Origin of the sequence: Shewanella sp. Isolate8 (assembly GCF_022398495.1) — a bacterium.
GTDB lineage: Bacteria > Pseudomonadota > Gammaproteobacteria > Enterobacterales > Shewanellaceae > Shewanella > Shewanella aquimarina.
The window spans coordinates 59,060-80,093 of record NZ_JAKEVI010000001.1; the positions used below are offsets into that span (position 1 = coordinate 59,060).

General features: G+C 54.1%; 19 protein-coding genes. 6 read left to right on the forward strand and 13 right to left on the reverse strand.

Annotated elements, in window-relative coordinates:
- Positions 1-127 precede the first annotated feature (127 nt).
- On the reverse strand, positions 128-2,776 hold the full coding sequence (locus L1D43_RS00265; protein WP_239849484.1) for an Ig-like domain-containing protein: 2,649 nt from the start codon (positions 2,774-2,776) through the stop codon (positions 128-130).
- 429 nt (positions 2,777-3,205) lie between these two features.
- On the opposite strand from L1D43_RS00265, the gene L1D43_RS00270 reads away from it, so the two are divergent.
- Both L1D43_RS00270 and L1D43_RS00275 read left to right on the forward strand, forming a co-directional pair.
- Positions 3,206-4,651, forward strand: coding sequence for an MBL fold metallo-hydrolase (locus L1D43_RS00270; protein WP_239849485.1), 1,446 nt, complete (start codon positions 3,206-3,208; stop codon positions 4,649-4,651).
- Between the two features lie 87 nt (positions 4,652-4,738).
- The gene (locus L1D43_RS00275) at positions 4,739-5,980 is read left to right on the forward strand and encodes a cation:proton antiporter (protein WP_239849486.1); all 1,242 of its coding nucleotides are present in this window, start codon (positions 4,739-4,741) and stop codon (positions 5,978-5,980) included.
- On the opposite strand, the gene L1D43_RS00280 is transcribed toward L1D43_RS00275, so the two are convergent.
- The gene (locus tag L1D43_RS00280) at positions 5,977-7,146 is read right to left on the reverse strand and encodes an MFS transporter (RefSeq protein WP_239849487.1); all 1,170 of its coding nucleotides are present in this window, start codon (positions 7,144-7,146) and stop codon (positions 5,977-5,979) included. The genes L1D43_RS00275 and L1D43_RS00280 overlap by 4 nt on opposite strands.
- A gap of 468 nt (positions 7,147-7,614) precedes the next feature.
- Positions 7,615-8,628, reverse strand: coding sequence for a class I SAM-dependent methyltransferase (locus L1D43_RS00285; protein WP_239849488.1), 1,014 nt, complete (start codon positions 8,626-8,628; stop codon positions 7,615-7,617).
- A 106-nt stretch (positions 8,629-8,734) separates the two neighbouring features.
- Here L1D43_RS00285 and L1D43_RS00290 point away from each other — a divergent pair, with 106 nt between their 5' ends.
- The gene (locus tag L1D43_RS00290) at positions 8,735-9,370 is read left to right on the forward strand and encodes an alpha/beta fold hydrolase (protein WP_239849489.1); all 636 of its coding nucleotides are present in this window, start codon (positions 8,735-8,737) and stop codon (positions 9,368-9,370) included.
- Here L1D43_RS00290 and rarD read toward each other — a convergent pair.
- Positions 9,290-10,216 carry an EamA family transporter RarD gene (rarD, locus tag L1D43_RS00295; RefSeq protein ID WP_239849490.1) on the reverse strand — a complete coding sequence of 309 codons (927 nt, stop codon included), beginning with the start codon at positions 10,214-10,216 and terminating at the stop codon, positions 9,290-9,292. The genes L1D43_RS00290 and rarD overlap by 81 nt on opposite strands.
- Before the next feature lie 523 nt (positions 10,217-10,739).
- On the opposite strand from rarD, the gene mnmD reads away from it, so the two are divergent.
- The 3 genes from mnmD (at position 10,740) to L1D43_RS00310 (ending at position 13,531) form a co-directional block, all read left to right on the forward strand.
- Positions 10,740-11,441 (forward strand): tRNA (5-methylaminomethyl-2-thiouridine)(34)-methyltransferase MnmD, encoded by a 702-nt coding sequence (gene mnmD, locus L1D43_RS00300; RefSeq protein ID WP_239849491.1) that lies wholly within the window; start codon positions 10,740-10,742, stop codon positions 11,439-11,441.
- Positions 11,442-11,564: 123 nt separating this feature from the next.
- Positions 11,565-13,112, forward strand: a complete 1,548-nt coding sequence (locus L1D43_RS00305; protein WP_239849492.1) for a VCBS repeat-containing protein — start codon at positions 11,565-11,567, stop codon at positions 13,110-13,112.
- Positions 13,113-13,318: 206 nt separating this feature from the next.
- Positions 13,319-13,531 (forward strand): intracellular growth attenuator family protein, encoded by a 213-nt coding sequence (locus L1D43_RS00310; protein WP_239849493.1) that lies wholly within the window; start codon positions 13,319-13,321, stop codon positions 13,529-13,531.
- 194 nt (positions 13,532-13,725) lie between these two features.
- Here L1D43_RS00310 and L1D43_RS00315 read toward each other — a convergent pair whose 3' ends face one another.
- The 9 genes from L1D43_RS00315 to L1D43_RS00355 all read right to left on the reverse strand — a co-directional run bounded on the left by L1D43_RS00315 (position 13,726) and on the right by L1D43_RS00355 (position 20,994).
- A complete protein-coding gene (locus L1D43_RS00315) occupies positions 13,726-13,980 on the reverse strand; it encodes a hypothetical protein (RefSeq protein WP_239849494.1) in 255 nt (84 codons plus the stop codon).
- 107 nt (positions 13,981-14,087) lie between these two features.
- Complete coding sequence (locus tag L1D43_RS00320) at positions 14,088-15,341, reverse strand: HAMP domain-containing sensor histidine kinase (protein ID WP_239849495.1); 1,254 nt, start codon at positions 15,339-15,341, stop codon at positions 14,088-14,090.
- Positions 15,342-15,373: 32 nt separating this feature from the next.
- Complete coding sequence (locus tag L1D43_RS00325) at positions 15,374-16,057, reverse strand: response regulator transcription factor (protein ID WP_239849496.1); 684 nt, start codon at positions 16,055-16,057, stop codon at positions 15,374-15,376.
- 104 nt (positions 16,058-16,161) lie between these two features.
- Positions 16,162-17,529 (reverse strand): magnesium transporter, encoded by a 1,368-nt coding sequence (gene mgtE / locus L1D43_RS00330; RefSeq protein ID WP_239849497.1) that lies wholly within the window; start codon positions 17,527-17,529, stop codon positions 16,162-16,164.
- Between the two features lie 100 nt (positions 17,530-17,629).
- Entirely contained in the window at positions 17,630-17,905 is a 276-nt protein-coding gene (locus tag L1D43_RS00335; protein ID WP_041509935.1) for an HPr family phosphocarrier protein, read from the reverse strand.
- Positions 17,898-18,746: an RNase adapter RapZ gene (gene rapZ / locus L1D43_RS00340; protein WP_041509936.1), complete on the reverse strand. Its 849-nt coding sequence runs from the start codon at positions 18,744-18,746 to the stop codon at positions 17,898-17,900. Before rapZ ends, L1D43_RS00335 begins: the two co-directional genes overlap by 8 nt.
- A complete protein-coding gene (gene ptsN / locus L1D43_RS00345; protein ID WP_041509937.1) occupies positions 18,743-19,186 on the reverse strand; it encodes a PTS IIA-like nitrogen regulatory protein PtsN in 444 nt (147 codons plus the stop codon). The genes rapZ and ptsN overlap by 4 nt, the downstream gene beginning before the upstream one ends.
- 2 nt (positions 19,187-19,188) lie before the next feature.
- Positions 19,189-19,476: a ribosome hibernation promoting factor gene (gene hpf, locus L1D43_RS00350; RefSeq protein WP_011867108.1), complete on the reverse strand. Its 288-nt coding sequence runs from the start codon at positions 19,474-19,476 to the stop codon at positions 19,189-19,191.
- 30 nt (positions 19,477-19,506) lie between these two features.
- Positions 19,507-20,994, reverse strand: coding sequence for an RNA polymerase factor sigma-54 (locus L1D43_RS00355; RefSeq protein ID WP_041509938.1), 1,488 nt, complete (start codon positions 20,992-20,994; stop codon positions 19,507-19,509).
- Positions 20,995-21,034: the final 40 nt, after the last annotated feature.

Consider the following 21,034-nt stretch of genomic DNA (forward strand, 5'->3'; position numbering starts at 1 on the left):
TTTTCGGTTTGCTTTAACGCAAAAACTTACTTGGTTGGCGCGATGACATAGGCTGAAAAATAAAAAAAAGGCCCGATGATTGGTTATCTCATCGAGCCTTTTCGTTCTTGCCGTTAGCCGCTTGGGCTTAGAAACTCAGCGTTTGCTGTAACGCTCGGCGCCATTCAGTGCCGTTAGTCGTCATCCAGACTTGGTTGGCGTTGATTTGAAGGTCTGGATCCTGAGGATGGGGCATCAATCCACCTAAAATAATAAGCTGACTGCCGTGAACCATGGCGCGATAACCACGCTTAGCATCGAAGGGGAAGTTATCCATGGCCTTGGTCCAGCTGGAGCCATCTTGCGAATACCAGAGATCGGTCAAGGTTTGGTTAGCGCTATATCCGCCAAAGGCCCATAATTTACCATCAAATTCAACGAGATGATGAATATGTCTCGCGCCTAACCCTGTGGTATCAGTCTCTTTTGTCCAGGTGATGCCATCTGTGGTGGACCAGATGTCACTGAGTTGAGTCGTTCGTGATTGGGTTTCATGACCCGCAACAGCCCAGAGTTTGCCGCCAAAGCTGCTGATTTGGGTTACGGCGCGCGTGGGAAAGTTATTGTTGCCCACATCTGTCCAGTTGATGCCATCTTCCGAGCGATATACGACGCCGTTTTGTGTGTTGATAGCCCATAATTTATTGTCGAATGAATAGACTGAGTATTGACCGTTTTGCGTGCCAACATTTGGTCCGGTAAGTGCCTCTTGGGTCCAGGTTTTACCATCGAGTGATGAGTAGCTACCACTTGCGTGCAAGGCCCAAATCTTGCCTGAAAAAGTAAGTAGTTTGCTGTCCGTCGGAAAGGGAAGCGTCGTGGAATCATCTAATGTCCACCTGAAACCGTCAGTAGAGTGCCAACGAGTATTTACTTTCTCGAAATCTTCGTTGGTGCCAGAAAGCAGTTGTATCTCTCCCTGGTGACTGACTGCCTGAATGTCTGTCATGGCTGGTATCTGATTATTGAGCGGCAGCCAATGCTTTCCGTCTGTTGTTTGCCAGTTGTCGTTGAGTATGATGCCATTCTCACTTCTGCCGCCGATAACGACCAGGGCATCATTATGTACCGCAGTGGTGAAGTATTTACGTACCCTATCTACCATGTAGGATTTTAAGCCGAAGTTTGCGTCTGCAGTTGCTAACGTCCAAGAGGCACCGTCGGTGGAGATCCATACATCATTTGGAAAGGCTGAACGATTTGGATCGAGCTGATCGATATAACCGCCCAGCAAAATTAATTGATTACCGATTTGCCTTACTTCATGGCGTTCTCTGCCCGAGAATCCAGCGTCATTTGATATTTTCGTCCAGTGAATACCGTCGTCTGAGTTCCAGATATCGGCAGTCTTCTGGGTATCGTTTCTGCCACTAAATTGCCAAAGTTTATCTTTAAATTCGACAAAGGCTGCGCTTACTCTCTGGGTTGCTGTCGAGTCTGACGACTCCAGCTTCCAGGTGATGCCATCGGTAGAGGAGTAGATCTCTTTGACATAGTCTCCGGCCTGAAAGTCATAGCCGCCGTATATCCACATCTTGTCATTGAAAGTGGTCATCGAATAGCCGTTGCGCTCGCTAAAGCCAATATCGGCATTCACCTGCGTCCAATTGATGCCATCTGCTGAGCGCCATACATCGTTAAGCTTACTATTACTTCGTGTACCTACGAGCCAGATATGGTCTGCAAATGTATAAACTGCCATGGGGTGGCGTTCGCCGAAAGGAGCTTCATCAACCACTTTTTCCCAGATGTTGCCATCCTTTGAGCGCCAGATACTGGCATCATTACCTGCTTGCTCATAGCCGCCGATGAGCCAGAGATAGCCATCGAAGGAAACAGCCTTGGCCGAAGTGCGGCGAGTGAGGTTATTATTGGCGACATAGCTTGCCTGACCAGCATGTTGGCCGTGGAAGAGGTTAAAGTAGGCATCACTCGTCGTGGTTAAGCTGCTGTCTATTAGCGGCTGTGTGGATAGCTTGTCGACCAGCCCGTTATCGCAGTTGCTGAGATTGTTAAAGTCACAGTCAGCCTGAGTGGTTCTAGCTAGTTGTAGAGGAGTATCTACATCAGTAAACACTTCTGTGCCATCGGCACCTATCAGCAACTTGAGTGTTAGCGATGTAGGAGCGACAGAAGCAAAGAAGCTGCTGCTGGCTTTAAGGTAGTTAGCGGTTTCGGCTATCTCGGCAAAGATCTGCGTCTCGCCCGGCGTATGCGCCGTCACCTGTCCACTTGCATCCACCGAGGCCACGGCAGGATCTTGGCTGCTAAAGGTGACGTTAGCAACCTCGACATTGACGGGATTCAGATAAGTTTGATCGATAAAGAGCGCCACAGTGCCAGTGTTGTCGAAGGCGATAGCCCTCTCGGCCTTGGCGACATTGACTTGGTAGGCGGCGGAGGCTGCCAGGTACTTGGCATCTTCTGCTACCTGGGCTGTTATTGTGCTGGAACCTGAGCTTATTATGGTGACTAAGCCATCACTGGAGACGCTGACAACTTCTGGGTTAGAGCTGGTATAACTAATGGCTCCAGTTCCTAAAAACCCTTGAAGTGAGTTGCTAAAAGCCTCATCACCGAAGGTTTTATCTATGGGGCCGCCCTGACTAAAGCTCAGAGTTTGACCGAGTTTTACAGCAACCTTTTCTGTATCTGATGAGCCGCTTCCACCGCCACAGGCGCTGAGCTGCGTTGCGAGTATAAGCATGCAGCCTATACGCATTAATCCCTTAAGCATAGTGAATATCCCTATTTTTTTGTTTGTTGTTATTGTGGGCGAGGCTTAATCACATCACCCGTATCTTATCTCGTATTAGATTCGCTTTTACTTAACTAAGTCTTTGTACATCAATAATATTTGTTGTTGGTATGTTATTTACTTGTTGCGTCACGGTCAATAATAAAGAGGCAATAAAATAAGACTAAGGAATGAGAATATTCGAGTTTACTCGTCGGAATGCTCATTGGCCTTCATGGTGCGGGGCAGAACTAGATTTATCGCTTCTGGGTTTGTGATTCTCTTTGATGCGCCTGGTTGGAAGCCATTAAAAAGACTATCTTTTGATCATAAGCCGATACATTTTTCCAGGCGCGTTTGGGCCAGGTATTCTCTTTGCCTTGCTCGTCGCGGGCATACTAAGGATATTGTTATGCACAGGACATTGTTATGCAGATGACACTCTCTTTTCTCGGCGCGGCCCAGGAGGTGACGGGCTCCTGTCATCTTCTCGATATCTCGGGTCGTCAGGTGCTGCTCGACTGCGGCATGATCCAGGGAGGCAAGCTCGATGCACTGCGCAATCACGAGCCCTTCCTCTTCGAGCCCAAGGACATTCATGCCGTGGTGCTCAGCCATGCCCATATCGATCATTCGGGGCGGCTCCCTCTGCTGGTTAAGTCGGGCTTCACCGGCCCCATCTATACCCATAAGGCGACGGTTGAGCTGTGTGAGGTGATGCTGCAAGATGCGGCAATGCTGCAGGTGCGCGACGTGGAGCGGCTTAACAAGAAGCGGGTGAAAATGGATCTGCCACCGCTGGAGCCTTTGTTCGACGAGGAAGATGTGGCTCTAGTCATCAAGCAATTTGTCGCGCTAGAGTATGGCCAGTCTATACAGGTGGTGCCCCAGTTGACGGCGCGTCTGTGTGATGCCGGGCATATTCTAGGCTCAGCCGTGGTCGAGTTGTGGCTGGGCGAGGGAGAGGAGCGTAAGAAACTGGTGTTTAGTGGCGATCTGGGGCGGGCGGGCATGCCCATTCTCGATGATCCCACGCTTGTTGATGACGCCGACCTGGTGTTGATGGAGAGTACCTATGGCGATCGGTTGCACCGCAGTTGGGACGATACCCTTGAGGAGCTCAAGGCGATCTTCGCCAAGACCATCAAGGAGAGTCGCGGCAACATTCTGCTACCGGCATTTTCCGTCGGCCGGGCCCAGGAGCTGCTCTATCTGTTTCATCTCTATGCCAAGGAGTGGGCGCTGTCCAACTGGCGTATCTGTCTCGACAGCCCCATGGCGATCAAGGCGACCCAGATCTATGTGGCCAACTATCAGTTGATGGATGAGGATTTTAAGCGTTTCACCCGGCTGTCACCGGGTAAACATCCGCTGCTCTCGAATGTGGATTTTATCGACAGCACGCAGGAGTCGATGGAGCTCAACGAGATCCATCAGGGCTTGATCATCATAGCAGGGAGTGGCATGTGTAATGGTGGCCGGATCCGCAGCCACCTGGAACATAACCTGGCGAATCCTCAGTCGGATGTGATCATCTGTGGCTTTCAGGCCTTAGGCACGCCGGGGCGTTTATTGGTCGATGGTGCCGAGTCACTCACCATACATGGCCGCAACATTCCGGTGGCGGCCAAGATACATACGGTCGGCGGCCTGTCGGCGCACGCGGATCAGGCCGAGCTTATCCATTGGTATCGACACTTTAAACACACGCCGCCGCTGATACTGATCCATGGTGAGCGTGAGGCCCAGGAGCGGCTCAAGGCTGAGTTGGCGCCAGAGGGGAGTCGGTCTCCCCATGTGGTGATAGCCCAGCGGGGTGATACCTTAGATCTTACCGCCTTGCCCGAACTGCTTTGGTTGCCTGGCCAAGAATAGTCCGTTTCAGTTAGCGCCATGGAATATATTTTCTGTTAGCTTAGGTGCGAGAAGTCCACCAATAGTAAACCGCCAAGGAAAGCCTCAATGGATGAACATATCGTCATACTTATCATTGCCTTAGTCGTATTGCTCTATGGTTATATCTCTAAGTGGCTGGCACGTTTCGATATCTCAGGGCCCATGGTGTTTACCAGCTTTGGGCTGTTCTTGTCTCCCTTCGGTCTGGATGTGACTCAGGTGCAGGTCGACGCCGAGTTTGTCACCATCATGGTGGAGATAGCCCTGGTGTTGGTGCTGTTTAGCGACGCCGCCCTATTGGATCTCAGCTTGCTGAAGCAGTCATGGCAGTTACCGGCGCGCCTGCTGTTTGTTGGTTTGCCCATCACGGTCGCCGTGGGGACCCTGGTGGCCGGGCTCTTCTTTCCCGGCCTGCCCTTTCTCTATCTCTTGATGCTAGCGCTGCTGCTGACGCCTACAGATGCGGCCCTTGGCAAGGCAGTGGTCTCAGATCCTAAGGTGCCCAAGACGATACGCTCCACCATCAATGTGGAGAGCGGACTGAATGACGGCATTATTTTTCCTGTGTTAATTACCGTAGTGGCCTTGATCATGAGTGGCTTGGAGCATGCCCAGGATCAACACTGGATGGTTTATGTGATGGAGCAGATCCTGTTTGGCGCCCTGGTGGGAGGTGCCGTCGGTTATTTTGGCACCAAGCTGCAAACCTTCTGCTTTAAGCGTGATGGCATGGTGGAGACCTACCTCAACCTGATCCCCATCGCGTTGGCAATATTGGCCTTCTATCTGGCCGAGGCGTTCTCGGGTAATGGTTTCATCGCCGCCTTCTTCGCCGGTCTCTATGCCGGTAACACCAGCAAGATGGCCAGGGGGCATATTAAAGACTTTGCCGAGAGTGAGGGGGAGCTGCTGGTGTTGATCAGCTTCTTTATCTTCGGTCTGGCATTTGTGCCCATGACCCTGCCCTATGTCACAGTGGAGGTGATGCTCTATGCCCTGCTGAGTCTGACCTTGCTGCGCATGCTGCCAGTGATGATCTCGCTGATCGGCACCAAGTTAGACCTGTCGACCCGCGCCTTTATCGCCTGGTTTGGCCCTCGCGGGATCGCCTCTATTCTCTATGTGTTGATCGTCGCCCATGAGATGGGCAGCATCAAGGGGTTCGAGACCCTCTATGCCGTGGTGACAGTGACAGTGTTGATGAGCATACTGGCCCATGGCCTTTCGGCTCAGCCTCTGGCTAACTGGTATGCTAAACGCCATCGGCAGGGCGAGCCTGAGGCCGATGGTGAGGACAGTAAGGTCTAACTCTGCAGGCTATCGGTTTGGCCGTCGAGCCTCTGCACACTCTTGAGCAACATATAGAGACAGGTGCTCAGCAGGCAGATAGCCAGGTAGAGCATCATACCGTGGCGTTTGTCGCTCAGGGTCAACGCCAGCAGTGGCCCCGCCACAGAACCCAGGCTATAGCAGAGCAACATCACCTCGGTGGCCGAGACTATCTTGGTGCTCGGTAGTCTGTCGCAAGCCAGCGAGATGGCGATAGGGTAGAGCGCGAAACTGGCCGCCCCCAGGATGAAGTAGCTCACCGCTTTGAGCTGCAAGGCGCTGGTCTCGATAGCGCCGACCACACCTACCAGGCCCACCAGGGTACACATGGCCATCAACAGACGTTTATCCATTCTAGGCGAGAGATAGCTGATCAACGGCTGCACCGCCATGCCCCCCAGGATAATCGCCGCCATCAAGAGTCCCGTCTGGGTCGGTTCGTCGACCTGATTGTCGATATAGACAGGCATCAGTCCATAGATGGGGCCAAGCAGTAAGCCAGAGACCAGGCAGCCTATGATGGCCGGGCGACTCAGGCTGGCACTCTCGGCAAAAGAGAGCCTCAGCTGGGCCTGATGGGCCGGCTCACCGGAGCGGATCAGTACAGGTGCCAGTATGGCCATCATGAGAAGGATGATGACAAATAGATAGGGTAAGACCCCCTGGGTGCCCAGCTCGCCGATGGCCAGTTGGCCGAGGGCGCTGCCGCCATAGAGGGCTGCCATGTAGATCCCCAGTCGTCTGGCACGCGCCTTGACGCTGTTTGCCATCAGCAGCCAGGATTCGACCACCACAAAGACGCCCGCGACGGCAAAACCCGCCAACAGGCGCGCCCCAAGCCAGATGCCGGCATGGGGCAATAACAACATGGCCACTATGCTGGCAATGAGCAAGGTTAGAAAGAGGACGAAGGCGCGTCTGTGGCCCATCTTGGTGATAAGTCGCTCTACCCGTAACGCGCCCAGCAGCAGGCCCAGATAGAAGATGCTGGCGAGCCAGGGGGCGAGATCTGGCGAGAGGCCAAAGTTGCCCAATGATAGGGGGATCAGACTCATCAGAAAACCGGAGGCGACGGCAAAGAAAGAGAGGCCTATTACGGGTGCCGTAGGATTGTTCGATTTACAGTTATCGGCGACGTCTAACACCAATAATCTCCAAATTAAGTTGTGTAAATGGCAGCTTGGAGGGATATGCTTGTTGGGCCGTCATTTATTAAGTGTTTAGCGGGAAGCGAAATGTAGTGCGAGTGAGGCACCAAGTAAAGTGAATTTTGATTTTTGATGGTTTTTTGATAGAAAATTTGTGTTTACAGTAGGTTTTTTGCTCTCAGAATCGCTTTTTTGATTAAGGAATGTACGCTTTAACTTCGCGGTGAAATCAGTTTTAGGTTTGGTTTTTGATAGCTATTTTTAAATTTCTAGGGTTGTTTTGGCGGCTTTGTTACTCGTCTTTTGTTGCTTTATTGTTTCTGGTTGGAAATTTATTGGTTAAAGGTGTAAATTTTCAGGTTTGCGGTCAATTTTTTACCGTTTTTATGCCCGTTATAACGTCCCCATGCTCATCCAGGCTAAGTTTAACCAAGGATGAGCATGACAAATTTTAGGGCGAGCCGGTTAATCCTCGGCTAATGTGAGGGCGACTATCTTCAGCGGGTGATTACCGTCGAAGGAGGGGAAGTCTTTATGGCAGTGGATCCATTGGTGACTCGCGACACTTTGTCCCTGTTTCTCGACGCAGCGAATCAAGGCGTCAAGCCAGTCCTGGCGTTCCACCTTGGCGACGTTGTTGCAGCAGACTATGGTGCCGCCCGCCTTAGTGGCCAGCATGGCGGGTTTGAACAGGCTCTGGTAGTCGTTGATCAGATCTACCGTGCCGAAGGGGCTCTTGGCGAAACGCGGCGGGTCGAGAAACACCAGATCGAACTGACGCGGTGCCAGCTTAGGGTAGCTGGGGAGTTTCTGGTTACGGCGTCCACCAACCTTCATCCCGGCCAGTTGGCGCATGGCAGGAAAGGCATCGCTTTGAATAAACTCGCACTTGTCGCTCACCCCATTGAGTTCGGCGTTACGACGGCCTGCGGCCAGGGCAAAGGAGGAGAAGTCGACGTTAGTCACCGAATCGGCGCCGCCAACCGCTGCGGCCGTGCCTATGCCACAGGTGTAGGAAAACAGGTTCAGTACCGACTTGTCTTGGCTATGGGCCTTCACATATTCCCGGCCGACACGCATATCGAGAAACAGCAGGGGATCTTGTCCCTCGTGACGCAACTTGCTGATGAAACGGATGCCATTTTCGCTCATCTCTTGCTCGTCGCGGGCAAAGGCGTCGAGCTCGGGGGCTAGCGGGTTGAGAATACGTGAGTTCTTATTGGATCTATCATTGTAGATGACGGGAAGATCTTGGGTATGTCTTAACTCATCGCCTAGGCTATCCAGTTCTTCCTGGGTCAGACTCTGGTGAAACGATTGGATCAGCCAGGCGTCGCCATAGCGATCTATGGTGAGTCCGTCTATCCCCTCGACCGTGCCGTGAAACACGCGAAAACAGTTGGTGTTGGCGGCTTGTGCCGCGGCGAGTAGCTCGCTTCTTTGGCTGATCGCCTGGCGCAGCAGGTCGGCGTTCGACATGAGCTTATGATCCCTAATCGGTGGTATGCTGAGGTGAGCGCGGATCATAGCAAATATTTACCCCTTGGGGGTGATTAACTCAGATGTTGAGGATGAGGGCCTAGGGATGAAACTCGTGTTGGTGCATGGGATCTTTAATACAGGTCATGTGATGGGATGGATGCGTCGCCAATTTGAGCGCCAGGGCTATGAGTGTCTGACGCCGACCCTGAGTCCCTTAGATGGCCGGCGGGGTATCGCCTTTGCGGCTAAGCAGCTGCAAAGCTATATCGAGTCGGCCCTGGGCGAGGATGAGGCGATCTGCCTCATAGGTTTTAGTATGGGCGGCATAGTGGCCCGTTATTACCTACAGCATCTGGGGGGCGAGAAACGTACCAAGGCGCTGTTTTCCATCTCCTCTCCCCATCACGGCAGCTATCTCGCCTGGCTGCCCTATCCGTCGCGGGCGATGCGTGAGCTGAGGCCAAATAGTCAGTTGCTGTCACAGCTTGCCGGCAGCCAGGAGTCGCTTAACGGGATCGCCCTCTATTCGTTTCGCACACCCATCGACTTTACCATAGTGCCGAGTCGCAGCTCTCACTGGCCTGGCGCCGACAATAGAGTTATCTGGCGACCGCTTCATCTGTCGATGATCTTCAGTCGCCGGGTGGTGGCCGAGATCTTAGCGGGAGTGGTTCAGCTGGCGTCGGTTGGCGAGGCTACGCCACAGGCCGGGCAGGGCCTCCAGCGAGCAGAGGATTAGCCCCAGCCAGATGAGGGCGAAGCTTACCGCCTTGACGCTGTCAAATGCCTCGTTAAACAGGAAGATCGCCAGCAGGAAGTGCATGCTGGGTTCTATGTACTGCAACAGGCCGACCATGGAGAGGCTAGTGTGACGAATCGCCAGGGCGAAGAAGATCAGCGGCAGCAGGGTGACGGGCGCCGAGCCGATGTAGAGCAGCAGAGTGCCGGTCCCGCTCGAGAGCGCCTCACTCTGCCCCGTGGCGCTGAGCCAGAGCAGATAGCCGGCGGCGATGGGGGTCAGTAGGGCCGCCTCTATGGTGACTGAGGTGAGCGAATCGAAGTGGATATATTTCTTACACAGGCCATAGAGGGCGAAGAAGCTGCCCATGAGTAGTGCCAGCCAGGGAAGCTGACCATATGCCATCACCATGTAAGCTATGCCCAATCCGCCAAGCATGACAGCCCATTTCTGGGCGACAGATAGCCTGTCTTTTAGAAAGATCACGCCTAATCCTATGGCAAACAGCGGGTTGATGAAGAAGCCCAGGCTCGCCGCCAACACCTGACCATGGGTGAGTGCCCAGGTGAAGCTGTACCAGGAGACGCACATGATGACAGACGCCAGGGCGCACAAGGCTACCGAGGGGAGGTTGGCCTTGAGTATTGCCAGACTGGGCAGAGGCTTACCGAGTAGCAGAAAGACCAACAGCATGAAGGGCACAGAGCAGAGCAGGCGTATCGCCAGCATCTCGCTGATATCCGCACCGGGCAGAAACTGATAGTAGAGGGGCAGGAGTCCCCACAGTAGGAATGAGACGATCGCCAGGGCGTTGCCTTTGGCGCTAACTTGGGTGTGGCTGGGCATAGGGGCTCTAGGTGTTATCTTGCTTTTGGTTGCATTGGCTTGTGTGTCATGCACGACTTTGCCATCGCTTAACTCGGCTTCCCTTCGAGGTTTTGGGCCTTGGTGAGCGCGTGAAGGCGGTTTATACCAATCGTAATAAACAATTGATCATTCTAGCTTGTTAAAACGCTCGATAACTGTATTAGTATTTTTAATTGTAGAATAACTACTTATCTAAAAATCCTGCTTTGTTCTCAAGCGTTTTTCCTGCGCTATTTCTGATCACATGTTTACTGTGATTGGTATTAGTTAGCTGTGCATGGGGTTACCGGGAAAATCCCGACCGAAAGTGGCGCGGATTTTCCCATTACTGCGGCTACTTGGCTGTGAGATGGATCACTCTTGGCTGGTTTTGGTTTTGGTTTTGGTTTTGGTTTTGGTTTTGGCGCCAGTCTGGCTAGATCTCTTAAGGGGAAACACTTGCATGCGAAGCCTGGGTCTAAGGTACAATCGACGCCAGTAAACACTTTTTGACGAGCCGAGAATGAACAAGATCCATGTACAGATGACCAAAGATGGTTCCCACACCCTGATGAGCAGCCTGTTTGACGACAGTTACCATGCTCACAATGGTGCCATCAGCGAGTCTGAACACGTCTACATTCACTCGGGCCTTGCCGCGCTGGATCCCGCCTTCGAGCGGGTGAACATTCTCGAGCTGGGGTTCGGCTCGGGCATGAATGCCATGCTCACACTCAAGCAGGTGCTAGATGCAGACGGTAAGCCAGATAAACTGACCAGGCCGATCCGCTTCGTGACGGTCGAGGCCTATCCAGTCCCTAGTGATGTGATCGCCCAGCTGAACTATAAGGAGCATCTAGCGCCTGCGCTGCAAGATCTGTTCGATCGCCTGCACAGCGCGCCCTGGGGCGAGGATGTCACCCTGTTTCCCGGCTTCGTGCTGCATAAGATCCATGCCTCCTGGGATAGCCTGGCATTGCCGAGTGAATCGATAAACCTGGTGTTCTACGATGGCTTTGCGCCGAGCAAGCAGCCAGAGTTGTGGACCCAGGATAACTTCGATCGTCTCTATCCTATGATGATGCCGGGGGGCATGTTGGTCAGCTACTGCGCCAACGGCCAATTCAAGCGTAACCTGAAGGCCGCAGGTTTCAGGGTGAAGCCCCACCCGGGGGCCTTAGGGCGACGGGAGATGACCCGTGCATGGAAGCCCAAGCCAGAATAGTCAGGCAAATTCCGTTCTGACTCGCGGACTTTTTTTGTTTGTAACAAGTCATTAACTGAACTTTCTTTTTTGCCGGGAATCGATAGATTAGAACCCACTTGGCTTCACATAGGGAAATGATCTGTGAAAAAACTGGCAACTCGTGCACTCGCGCCTTGGCTCACCGCGAGCCTGACGCTTCTCTGCGCCATGCAGGCCTGGGCCGATAAGGCTGCGCCGCTGGCCTTCGTGTCCCAAACAATCGATACCGGTTTTAAGCTCACCCATCCGCTGGAGAGTCTGAACCTGCTTGGCGATGCCAACAAGGAGCTGCTGGCGATCGGCGTCGATGATCGCCAGACCAAGTGGCTCGCCGTCTATGGCCTAGACACTGATACTGGCCAGTATCGGCTGCTGCATAAGCTGCCGCTGCCTGGCGATCTCTATCGATACGATGTGAGTGCCAAGCCACAGCAGGGCAATTCACAGCAGGCTGATGCGCTGCAGTCGGTCTATTTCATGTCGCGCGCTCAGCTTTCGGTGCTCAGGGTTAAGGAGCAGGGGCTGGTACTAGAGCCCTTGTTTGATGTCGCCCCGCTGGTGCTGAAGCCTCGCATCGAGTTTATCGCCCGCGGTGAGTTTGTGCGGGATCTCAATGGCGATGGCCGTGACGACTTTATCCTGGGTCAGTTTGAGCAGACGCAGCTTTTCCTCAGCCAGGACGACGGCTGGCAGGCTCAGACCCTGGCGATTCAGCCTAAGGTGCTCCTGTATCGCGACGGTGCCCGCTACAGCGAGACCAAGCTCTATTTTGCCGACATGGATCGCGATGGTCGCGACGATATCATCAAGGTTGGCGAGGGAGAGCTGGAGATCTATGCCCAACACAGGGATGGCCGGTTCGAGACCTACCCTAGGTTTCAGCCCGTGAGCCAGGCGATCAGTGGCCTGGACTGGTGGGACAGACGCGATGCTTATGGCGAGGCGCTGGATCAGAGCGACCTGGTCTACCGTAAGGTGGAGGCCCTGCAAGACGTCGACGGTGACGAGATAGTGGATATGGTGGTGCGCTATACCAAGAGTTCGGGCGTGCTCGATAGGGTTAACGACTATGAGATCTATCTGGGAGTGAAGGGCGACAAGGGAGTGAGCTTTGGCAAGCAGCCCCAGAGCGTGATCCGCGGCGATGGTACCCTGACGGGGTTCGAGCTGGTGGATATCGACCTAGATGGTCGCAGCGAGGTGCTGGTGTCTGGCTTCGATATCGGCCTGTCGCAGATCATCGGCGCCCTGGTGTCGGGCAGTATCGATCAGGATGTGCACCTGTTTACCATGGACGATAAGCGGCGTTTCGCTGCCAAGCCAAACATGAACAAGTCGGTGGAGCTGAGTTTCAGCTTGACCTCGGGGCAGAGCGGCGCGCCCGTGGTAAAGCTTGCGGATATCGATGGCGATAGGCGTCAGGACCTGCTGCTCTCCGATGGTGAAGAGGAGCTGGATCTGTTTCTGGGCAATGCCAAGGGGTCGCTCTTTGCTCGCAGGGAGAGCCTGAAGATCGCCCTGCCTAAAGATGGCGAGATGCTGAGTAGCGAAGATCTAAATCTGGACGGTAAGGCAGATCTGCTGATCAAGTATGGCAGGCAGGATAAGCCGGCCTTGCAGAGTCAGTTCTTGGTGATCATGACCCAGTAGTCGCACCCTTGTGTAAATCGCGCAGAGATACACTTTGTCGCAATTTAGCTGCTTGCCATAACTCACATTACTTCAGTGAGTTAGCATCTACTAACCGGCGCAGCTCCTGGAGGGCGGGCTGGCTTAAGGCTTGTTTCATTTTTCATCGCTACCCTGAGCTCGAAGGTGACCTGTGGTCACCCAGAGACTATGTGAAGGGCTTGTGTATGATAGGTTTTGGCAGCGCCAGTAGTTCTGCAGGAGCAGATGTTGCCGTAAACATCATCACCTACCTGGGAGCCGGATGCTTGTTGGTAGTGGTCGTAGGGTTTGCAATAGCCCTGTATCAGGAGTGGCAGGTAGTGCGCCGCTTCGATGCCGAGAAGCAGAGACAGAGATTTTTCGACAGCCTCTCTAATATCACGCCGCGCTCCCGTTAGCGGTCTCTTGATTCTTTAAGGGGTTACCTCACTCCTTATCGCCTGGTTCGCGAGAACTGTTCCTCGAACCTGGCGACTCGAACCTAGTCGCTCGAACTTGGACGCTCTGATATGAGCCGCTCTGACATGACTCGCCCTGACATGTGTTGCTCTGACATGAGTCACATCAGGCGAGTAGGCCTAGTTAAGTTGTCTTAGTTGAGCGATAGCCTGGCCTGCTCCGCGACCAGGGCGACAATCTCACGATTGAGGCTGAGCTGCCGTTGTCGGCTCTGATCTATCGCTTCCCTGGCTAGCGCACTTAGGCTGTCATTGATAGTGCCCGACTGCGAATGACCGCCCAGATGGTGCGGGTAGTACTCATCTTGATGATTTGGCTCGCCGTCGAATTGCGGCTGCCAAAACGCGTCTGTGTCTTTGGTGTGTCTTTGTGTCTCGAGCCTGTACAAGGGAAAGCCTCCTGAGTGCGTGACCGCGTTAGGATAAGCGAAACTTATGCCAATTAGATGACAGACAGAAACTCAGGCCTGGGGCGTGCTATAACCTGGCTTAGCGCCTATGTTGCACCATTAGGGTGCAACATAGGCGCTGGGAAGTGCAACCTGGCGATGCAGCCCGTATCGCAATTGCTGAGGCTAAAACGCCATTGATAACGCTGACACAGGGCCTCGACGATCTCCAGCCCTAGGCCATGGCCCTGGGGGCGGGTGTCGCTGCTGCTCATGCCGCGGCCCTGATCTTTCACCGAGATCCCCTCGTCGTCGACGCTGATGCTGATGTGGCCGCTGTCGCTGGCGTTGATGGCGTTATTGAGCAAGTTGATTAGTAACATGCGCAGCACGGCCTCGCTGGGGGCTATCTGCGGCGTGGCATCTAGGGTGAGGCTTAATTGGATCTGTTTCTGGCTCGCCAGCGGTTCGACCTCGGTAAGGATCTGTTTCAGCTCTTTCTCATGTAGGGGTCTGAGGTCGGGAGAACTCAGCCCCTTCTCCTGTTTCACCAGGCTCAGCAATGCGTCGATGATGTGCTGCATATTGCTGGCGGCCTTGGCGATACGGCTTCGCTGTCGTTGCATAAACTCGGGTTTGCCTTCCTGCTCGAGCAGACGGCTGGCCCCCTGAATAATGGTCAGCGGGGTTCTCAGTTCATGGCTGGCATAGCGAGAGAAGGCCTGTTCGCGGCGGATCAGCTGGGCGATCTGCTGCTGATAGTGATTGAGGCTGGCGGTGAGGGCATGAAACTCCTGGGTGGCGTCCTTGGAAACTTGAAAGCTCTGGTTGCCCTTTGAGCCTTCGAGCTGCTCGCTGATGGCGCGAATTGGCGCGATAAGCCTGCGGGTGAGGATGGTGATGGCAAAGCCAAATAGGGCAAACAACATCAGGGTGACCGCCAGGATCACCAGGCTGATATTGTTCCATTCGTCGCGGCTCAGCTCTACCTGCTCGGCGTCCATCACCAGAATCAGGGGATGGGTTGCCTTGGTGTCGTCATATTGGCTGCGATAGATGAAGATATCTTCCTTAAAGGTGTCGTGTAGCTCATCGAGAAAGCCGATGGGGAGATCGGCAATGGTTTGATATTCCTTGGGTAGGGTGTCCGGGTCATTATAGGCGACGATCGTGGTGCTTAAGACCAGCGGCGACATGGCGCCCTGTTCGAACGCCGTCTGAGCACTGGGGGCGATCTGCTCCAGGGTGCGGCGGTTGAGCTCATCTTCGACCCAGTAGAGAATGATGATACTCAAGATATAGAGTATCGCGGCCACCAGAAGGGCGATACTCCCGAAGTAGAAACTGAGTTTACGAGTCATACTCTTGGCGGTTTTTCGCACCTGTTGGACCTCTATTGATTCACGTCTAACCGAAAGCCTATCTTAGGCACGGTCAGTATGATGGGGGTGTCGAAGGGTTTATCCACCTGGTTTCTCAGCTGGTACATGTGGCTACGCAGGATATCGCTGTTGGGGGGCTCTTCCCCCCACAGGTGCTGCACTATTTCCTCCCGCTTCACCACATTGGGGGCGCGGGAGAGCAGCAGATGCAGGATCTGGTAACCACTGGGAGTCAGCTGCAGTTTCTTGCCATCGCGGTAGGCGGTATGCTCGGCGATGTTGAGGGTGAGCGGCCCACACTGCTGGCAGCCTTGAGCGACCCGTCCCAGCTGGCGTTTGATCAATGCCAGCAGGCGCACATGTAATTCATCGAGATCGAAGGGCTTGGTCAGGTAATCGTCGGCGCCGCTGTGAAAGCCTTGCAGCAGATCCTGTTTGTCGTCCAGTGCCGTCAGCATCAGGATAGGGACACTGGAGCCTTGCTCTCTCAGGGCCTTGGCCACGGCATAGCCGTCCATCTTAGGCAGCATGAGATCCAGTACTATGGCGTCGAAGTGTCCCTCGGTCGCGAGGCGCAGGCCGAGTTCGCCGTTGCTGGCGTAATCCACCTGAGCCCCCTGGGCTTCCAGGTAGTCTCCCAGGACGCCGGCGACATCGGCATTATCTTCTATGATGAGTATTTGAGTATTTTGCATGGCTTTTCTCTCGCCGGGTGACTCTACCTATCCTAGCGTGAAAAAGATGTCGTTAACATTGAAATTCAAGCGCATCCTATTGGGCTTTGGGATGCACTCGAGAATCAATTCAGCAGGAACAGGGTGGCGAGGCCGAGGAAGGCGAACAGGCCAATCACATCTGTGACTGTAGTCAGCACCATGCCGCCAGCCAGCGCGGGATCGACATTAAACTTCTTCAGCAGCAGGGGAATGCAGGCGCCAGCCAGACCGGCCACCGTCATGTTGATCAGCATGGCACCGCCGATTAGTCCGCCCAGGGCGATATCGCCCTTCCATAACCAGACGGCCGCAAACACCAGCAAGGACCAGAGCAGGCCGTTGAGAAAGCCGATAGCCAGCTCCTTGCCGATCAGCCAGCGGGAGTTACTCTGACCTATCTGTCCCAGGGCGATACCGCGTATCACCAAGGCCAGGGTCTGGTTGCCCGCCACGCCGCCCATGCTGGGAACTATGGTCATCAAGATGGCGATGGTGGCAAATTGCTCCAGGGTGTTCTCGAACATGTTGCTGACCGAGGCGGCCAGCAGCGCGGCAAACAGGTTGATGGTCAGCCAGAGGGAGCGCCTCAGGGTACTCTTGACCACTGGGCCGAAGGTGTCGGTATCGTCATCCATACCCGCCATCCCCATCATGGAATGTTCGGCGTCCTCACGGATCACGTCGACGATATCGTCGATGGTGATACGGCCCAGCAGACGATTGGTCTCCTCTTCGACCACGGGCGCCGAGACCCAGTCATGGCGTTCGAACAGCTGGGCGACTTCGCCGTCGTCCATGGCCACGGGGATCCCCTCGAGATCGTCGTTCATGATCTCTCTCACCGAGGCGTTAGGGTCGCAGGTGAGCAGGTCGGTAATGCGTACGCCGCCCAGTAGGCTGTCGCGCTTGTCCACCACATACAGGGTATCTGTGGCGTCGGGTAGCTCGCCGCGGATCCTCAGGTAACGCAGAATCACATCTATGGTGACATCGGGCCGCACTGTCACGGTATCTGTGTTCATGATACTGCCGGCGGTATCTTCCGGATAGGAGAGTGCCTGCTCCACCCTGGCCCTGTCTTGCGCCGTCATCGACTGCAACACCTGATTGAAGACGCTGTCGGGCAGGCTACGCAGTATGTAGGCCAGATCGTCGGTGTCCATGCCTTCGGCCGCCTTGGCGACCCGCTCGGGACTCATCTGGGTGATCAGGGTATCTTTGAGCTCTTCACCCAGCTCGTCGAGGATCTCCCCCGTGTGCTGCTGGTCGATCAACTGCCAGAGCACCTGACGGGTGCGCGGCGGCGAAGATTCCAGGATGAAGGCGATATCTGAGGCGGCCATGTCGTGCAGCATGCTGCGCACATGGACAAACATGCCACTGCCTAAGGCTTGAGTCAGCTGATTAAGGCGTTGATCTGTGGTCTCACTATCTAACACTTCGATCGGCATAGCTCCTCCTTTGGCAGTTGGTTGAACGGCATGGGTGGTAGGCTTGTAAGTCTATGATAAGTATAGGACGGAATTAAGCTGGTACCGCAAAGCGAGCCGATTATACGGCCTCATCGAATTTGGCGTCAATAAGGGCGCTGATGGCATCTAGGGCCGCCTGGGCATCTTTGCCTTCGCTGGTGATGGTGATGGTTTTGCCCATGCCGGTCTCGAGCATCAGGAGGCCGAGTACGCTGGCGGCGGAAGCCTGTTTATCGCCTTGAATTAGGGTGACCTCGGCGTCGAACTTGGCGGCGAGTACCGCCAGCTTGGTCGCCGCCCTGGCGTGTAGCCCCAGTTTGTTACAGATGGTCAGCTGGCGAGCCAACTTAGTCATGCTTTAGCTCTCTGTGGCGGGCCTGAACCTTATGCTGGCCCTTGTTAAACAGCTTGGCGAGCTGGTCGGTCACATAGACAGACCTGTGCTGACCGCCGGTGCAGCCGATGGCGATGGTGAGGTAGCTGCGGTTGTTGCGCTCGAGATGAGGCAACCAGGTTTCCAGCAGGTTTTCGATCTGCCAGATGAACTTGTTGACCAGTGGCTGCTGGCTGAGAAACTGCTGCACGGGTTCGTCCAGGCCGGTTAATGGCCTCAGCTCTGGCTCCCAGTGGGGGTTGGGCAGGAAGCGTACGTCGAACATGAAGTCGGCTTCGCTTGGCATACCATATTTAAAGCCGAAAGATTCGAAGTTGATCACCAACTCTTTATCCACAGTACCAAGCAGGATCTCGCGAACCTTGTCGCTTAGCTCATAGATGTTGAGGTTGGAGGTATCTATGTAGTGATCCACCAGTTTAGCGATGGGATCCAGTAACTTACCTTCGAGCTGTATCGCCTCCTTGAGGGAGACCTTAGAGCGTGACAGCGGGTGTAGTCTGCGGGTCTCGCTATAGCGCTTGAGCAGTACGCTATCGCTGGAGTTCAGGAAGAAACTTAAGATTTCGGTATCTTTGGGAAGCTTGGCCAGCTGCTTTTCCAGCTGGATCTCTTCGCTGGGCATATTGCGCACGTCGACACTGATGGCCACGAGATCGTTGCGTCCTTTGAGCTGCTCCAGCAGGGATTCCATCATCTGTAGCGGCAGATTGTCGACACAGTAATAGCCCAGATCTTCTAAGACCCTAAGCGCGACGGATTTTCCCGATCCTGAGCGTCCTGATACCAAAACCAATTTCATTGGGTGATCACCTGATAGAGTTCGGATTCATCTTGGGTCTTTCTTAGCTGCTTAATGATCGCCTTATCATTGAGCTTCTCGGCCATGGCGGCCAGGGTGCTAAGATGTTGCTCGCATTGATCTGCGGGCACTAATAATGCAAAAAGAATATCGACGGGCTGATTGTCAATGGCATCGAATGCGATTGGTTCAGCACATTTCACCAGTACGGCCACGGGTTGATCTATGTTGGTCAGCCGCCCGTGAGGAATCGCGATACCATTGCCTATACCTGTGCTGCCCATTTTCTCTCGAGCCAGAAGGCTTTCAAAAATTTCTTGAGAGGAGAGGGTAGGGTACTGGACAGCGGCTAAGTCGCTGATAAGCTCCAGTACCTTTTTCTTACTGCCCGGAGTGGCGCAGGTGGTGCACTCCGGCCGCAGGATGGTACTCAGTTCCATCGTTAATGTTTAGTAAGCTTCTCTTTGTGTTTAATGACCTGACGATCGAGTTTGTCAATCAGGGAGTCTATCGCGGCATACATGTCCGCATGTTCGGATGTTGCGAACACTTCTCCGCCGCGGAGATGTAACTTTGCCTCAACCTTCTGTTGCAACTTTTCGACATTTAATACAACGTGCACATTATTGATCTGATCGAAATGACGTTCAAGCTTTGTGAATTTCTCTTCGATGTAGCTTCGTAGAGATTGGGTGATCTCGATATGGTGCCCAGTCAGGTTTATTTGCATAAAGATAGTCCTCCAGTTTCCAGGTTTGTTTTATAAGCTCTTGCGCTGATTCGACGGCGGTATCAGCATCGCTTCACGATACTTGGCAATGGTGCGTCTAGCTACCTTGATACCCTGTTCGGCCAAGAGTTGAGCCATCTTACTGTCGCTCAATGGCTTTTTCTGGTTTTCCGCAGCAACCAGCTTCTTGATGAAGGCGCGTATTGCTGTTGAAGAGCACTCTCCGCCATCGTCGGTACCGACGTGACTGGAGAAGAAGTATTTGAGTTCGAAGATCCCTCTCGGGGTATGCATATATTTTTGTGTGGTCACACGTGAGATGGTGGACTCGTGCATCTCCACCGCCTCGGCAATGTCGTTCAGTACCATGGGCTTCATCGCCTCTTCGCCAAATTCGAAGAAGCCTTGTTGGAAGTCGACGATACAGTTGGTCACCTTGAGAAGGGTCTCGTTGCGGCTCTCCAGGCTCTTGAGGAACCATTTGGCTTCCTGCAGGTGACCGCGAATAAACTGGCCATCCGCCTGGCTCTTGGTGCTGCGCGCCATGGCGGCATACTGCTGATTGACGTTGATCTTGGGCATGCTGTCGGGATTGAGCTCGACCACCCAGCGTCCCTTCTTCTTGGTGACGGTCACATCCGGGATTACATATTCGTCGCGGCTGGCGGTGATGGCGAGGCCGGGACGAGGGTTGAGAGTCTGGATCAGGGCGATGGCATCCCTTAGGTCATCTTCTTTGAGCTTGGTCTTGCGCATCAACAGACGGAAGTCGCGGCCGGCGATGAGATCCAGATGTTCCTTGATCAGCATGCGGGCGTTGGCGATGTGCGGCGTGTCGTCGCTGTATTGGGCGAGCTGAATCGTCAGGCATTCGCTGAGATCCCTTGCCGCCACGCCTATGGGATCGAAGTGTTGTACCCGCTTGAGTACCGCCTCGACCTCGTCGAGTTCGATCTCAGGATCGCCCATGGCTTCGAGAATATCTTCACAGGTCTGGGTCAGGTAACCACGCTCGTCGATGGCATCTATGATGGCGGTGGCGATGGCCAGGTCGTTATCGGAAAAGGGGGTCAGGTTCTTCTGCCACTCAAGGTGTTCGTAAAGACCTTCGCTGGTTTCTCCCTGAAAAGGCATGTCGTCGTCACGCATGGCGCCCGAGCTGGAGTTGGGCGAGGCGGTATAGACCTCGTCCCAGGTGGTATCGACCGGCAGCTCGTCTGGCATGGAGTCCTGGGTCAGGGCGTCAGAGGTCTCGACACCTGAATTATCCTGGCTCGAATCCAGCTCTATCTTGTCGTCGTACTTGGTGTCGAAGTTGTCGCTGACGGCATCGTCTTGCAGCTCGACGTTGGCGCTCTCCTGCTCTTCGTCCAACTCCAGTAGCGGGTTAGATTCTAATGCCTGCTGGATCTCCTGCTGCAACTCTAATGACGATAACTGCAACAGACGAATGGCCTGTTGTAGCTGGGGCGTCATGGTGAGATGCTGACCCATTTTGAGCTGAAGTGACGCTTTCATCGTACTGCTATTCCCTTGTTTCTAATTATAAAATGAGAAA

Excerpts from the sequence above, each read along its gene's own strand:
- L1D43_RS00335 (WP_041509935.1), bottom strand. The coding sequence starts at position 17,905 with ATGACTAAGTTGGCTCGCCAGCTGACCATCTGTAACAAACTGGGGCTA.
- mnmD (WP_239849491.1), top strand. The coding sequence starts at position 10,740 with ATGAACAAGATCCATGTACAGATGACCAAAGATGGTTCCCACACCCTG.
- rarD (WP_239849490.1), bottom strand. The coding sequence starts at position 10,216 with ATGCCCAGCCACACCCAAGTTAGCGCCAAAGGCAACGCCCTGGCGATC.
- L1D43_RS00310 (WP_239849493.1), top strand. The coding sequence starts at position 13,319 with ATGATAGGTTTTGGCAGCGCCAGTAGTTCTGCAGGAGCAGATGTTGCC.
- L1D43_RS00265 (WP_239849484.1), bottom strand. The coding sequence starts at position 2,776 with ATGCTTAAGGGATTAATGCGTATAGGCTGCATGCTTATACTCGCAACG.
- L1D43_RS00275 (WP_239849486.1), top strand. The coding sequence starts at position 4,739 with ATGGATGAACATATCGTCATACTTATCATTGCCTTAGTCGTATTGCTC.
- mgtE (WP_239849497.1), bottom strand. The coding sequence starts at position 17,529 with ATGCCGATCGAAGTGTTAGATAGTGAGACCACAGATCAACGCCTTAAT.
- rapZ (WP_041509936.1), bottom strand. The coding sequence starts at position 18,746 with ATGAAATTGGTTTTGGTATCAGGACGCTCAGGATCGGGAAAATCCGTC.
- L1D43_RS00325 (WP_239849496.1), bottom strand. The coding sequence starts at position 16,057 with ATGCAAAATACTCAAATACTCATCATAGAAGATAATGCCGATGTCGCC.
- L1D43_RS00270 (WP_239849485.1), top strand. The coding sequence starts at position 3,206 with ATGCAGATGACACTCTCTTTTCTCGGCGCGGCCCAGGAGGTGACGGGC.
- ptsN (WP_041509937.1), bottom strand. The coding sequence starts at position 19,186 with ATGGAACTGAGTACCATCCTGCGGCCGGAGTGCACCACCTGCGCCACT.
- L1D43_RS00290 (WP_239849489.1), top strand. The coding sequence starts at position 8,735 with ATGAAACTCGTGTTGGTGCATGGGATCTTTAATACAGGTCATGTGATG.
- L1D43_RS00355 (WP_041509938.1), bottom strand. The coding sequence starts at position 20,994 with ATGAAAGCGTCACTTCAGCTCAAAATGGGTCAGCATCTCACCATGACG.
- L1D43_RS00320 (WP_239849495.1), bottom strand. The coding sequence starts at position 15,341 with ATGACTCGTAAACTCAGTTTCTACTTCGGGAGTATCGCCCTTCTGGTG.
- L1D43_RS00285 (WP_239849488.1), bottom strand. The coding sequence starts at position 8,628 with ATGTCGAACGCCGACCTGCTGCGCCAGGCGATCAGCCAAAGAAGCGAG.
- hpf (WP_011867108.1), bottom strand. The coding sequence starts at position 19,476 with ATGCAAATAAACCTGACTGGGCACCATATCGAGATCACCCAATCTCTA.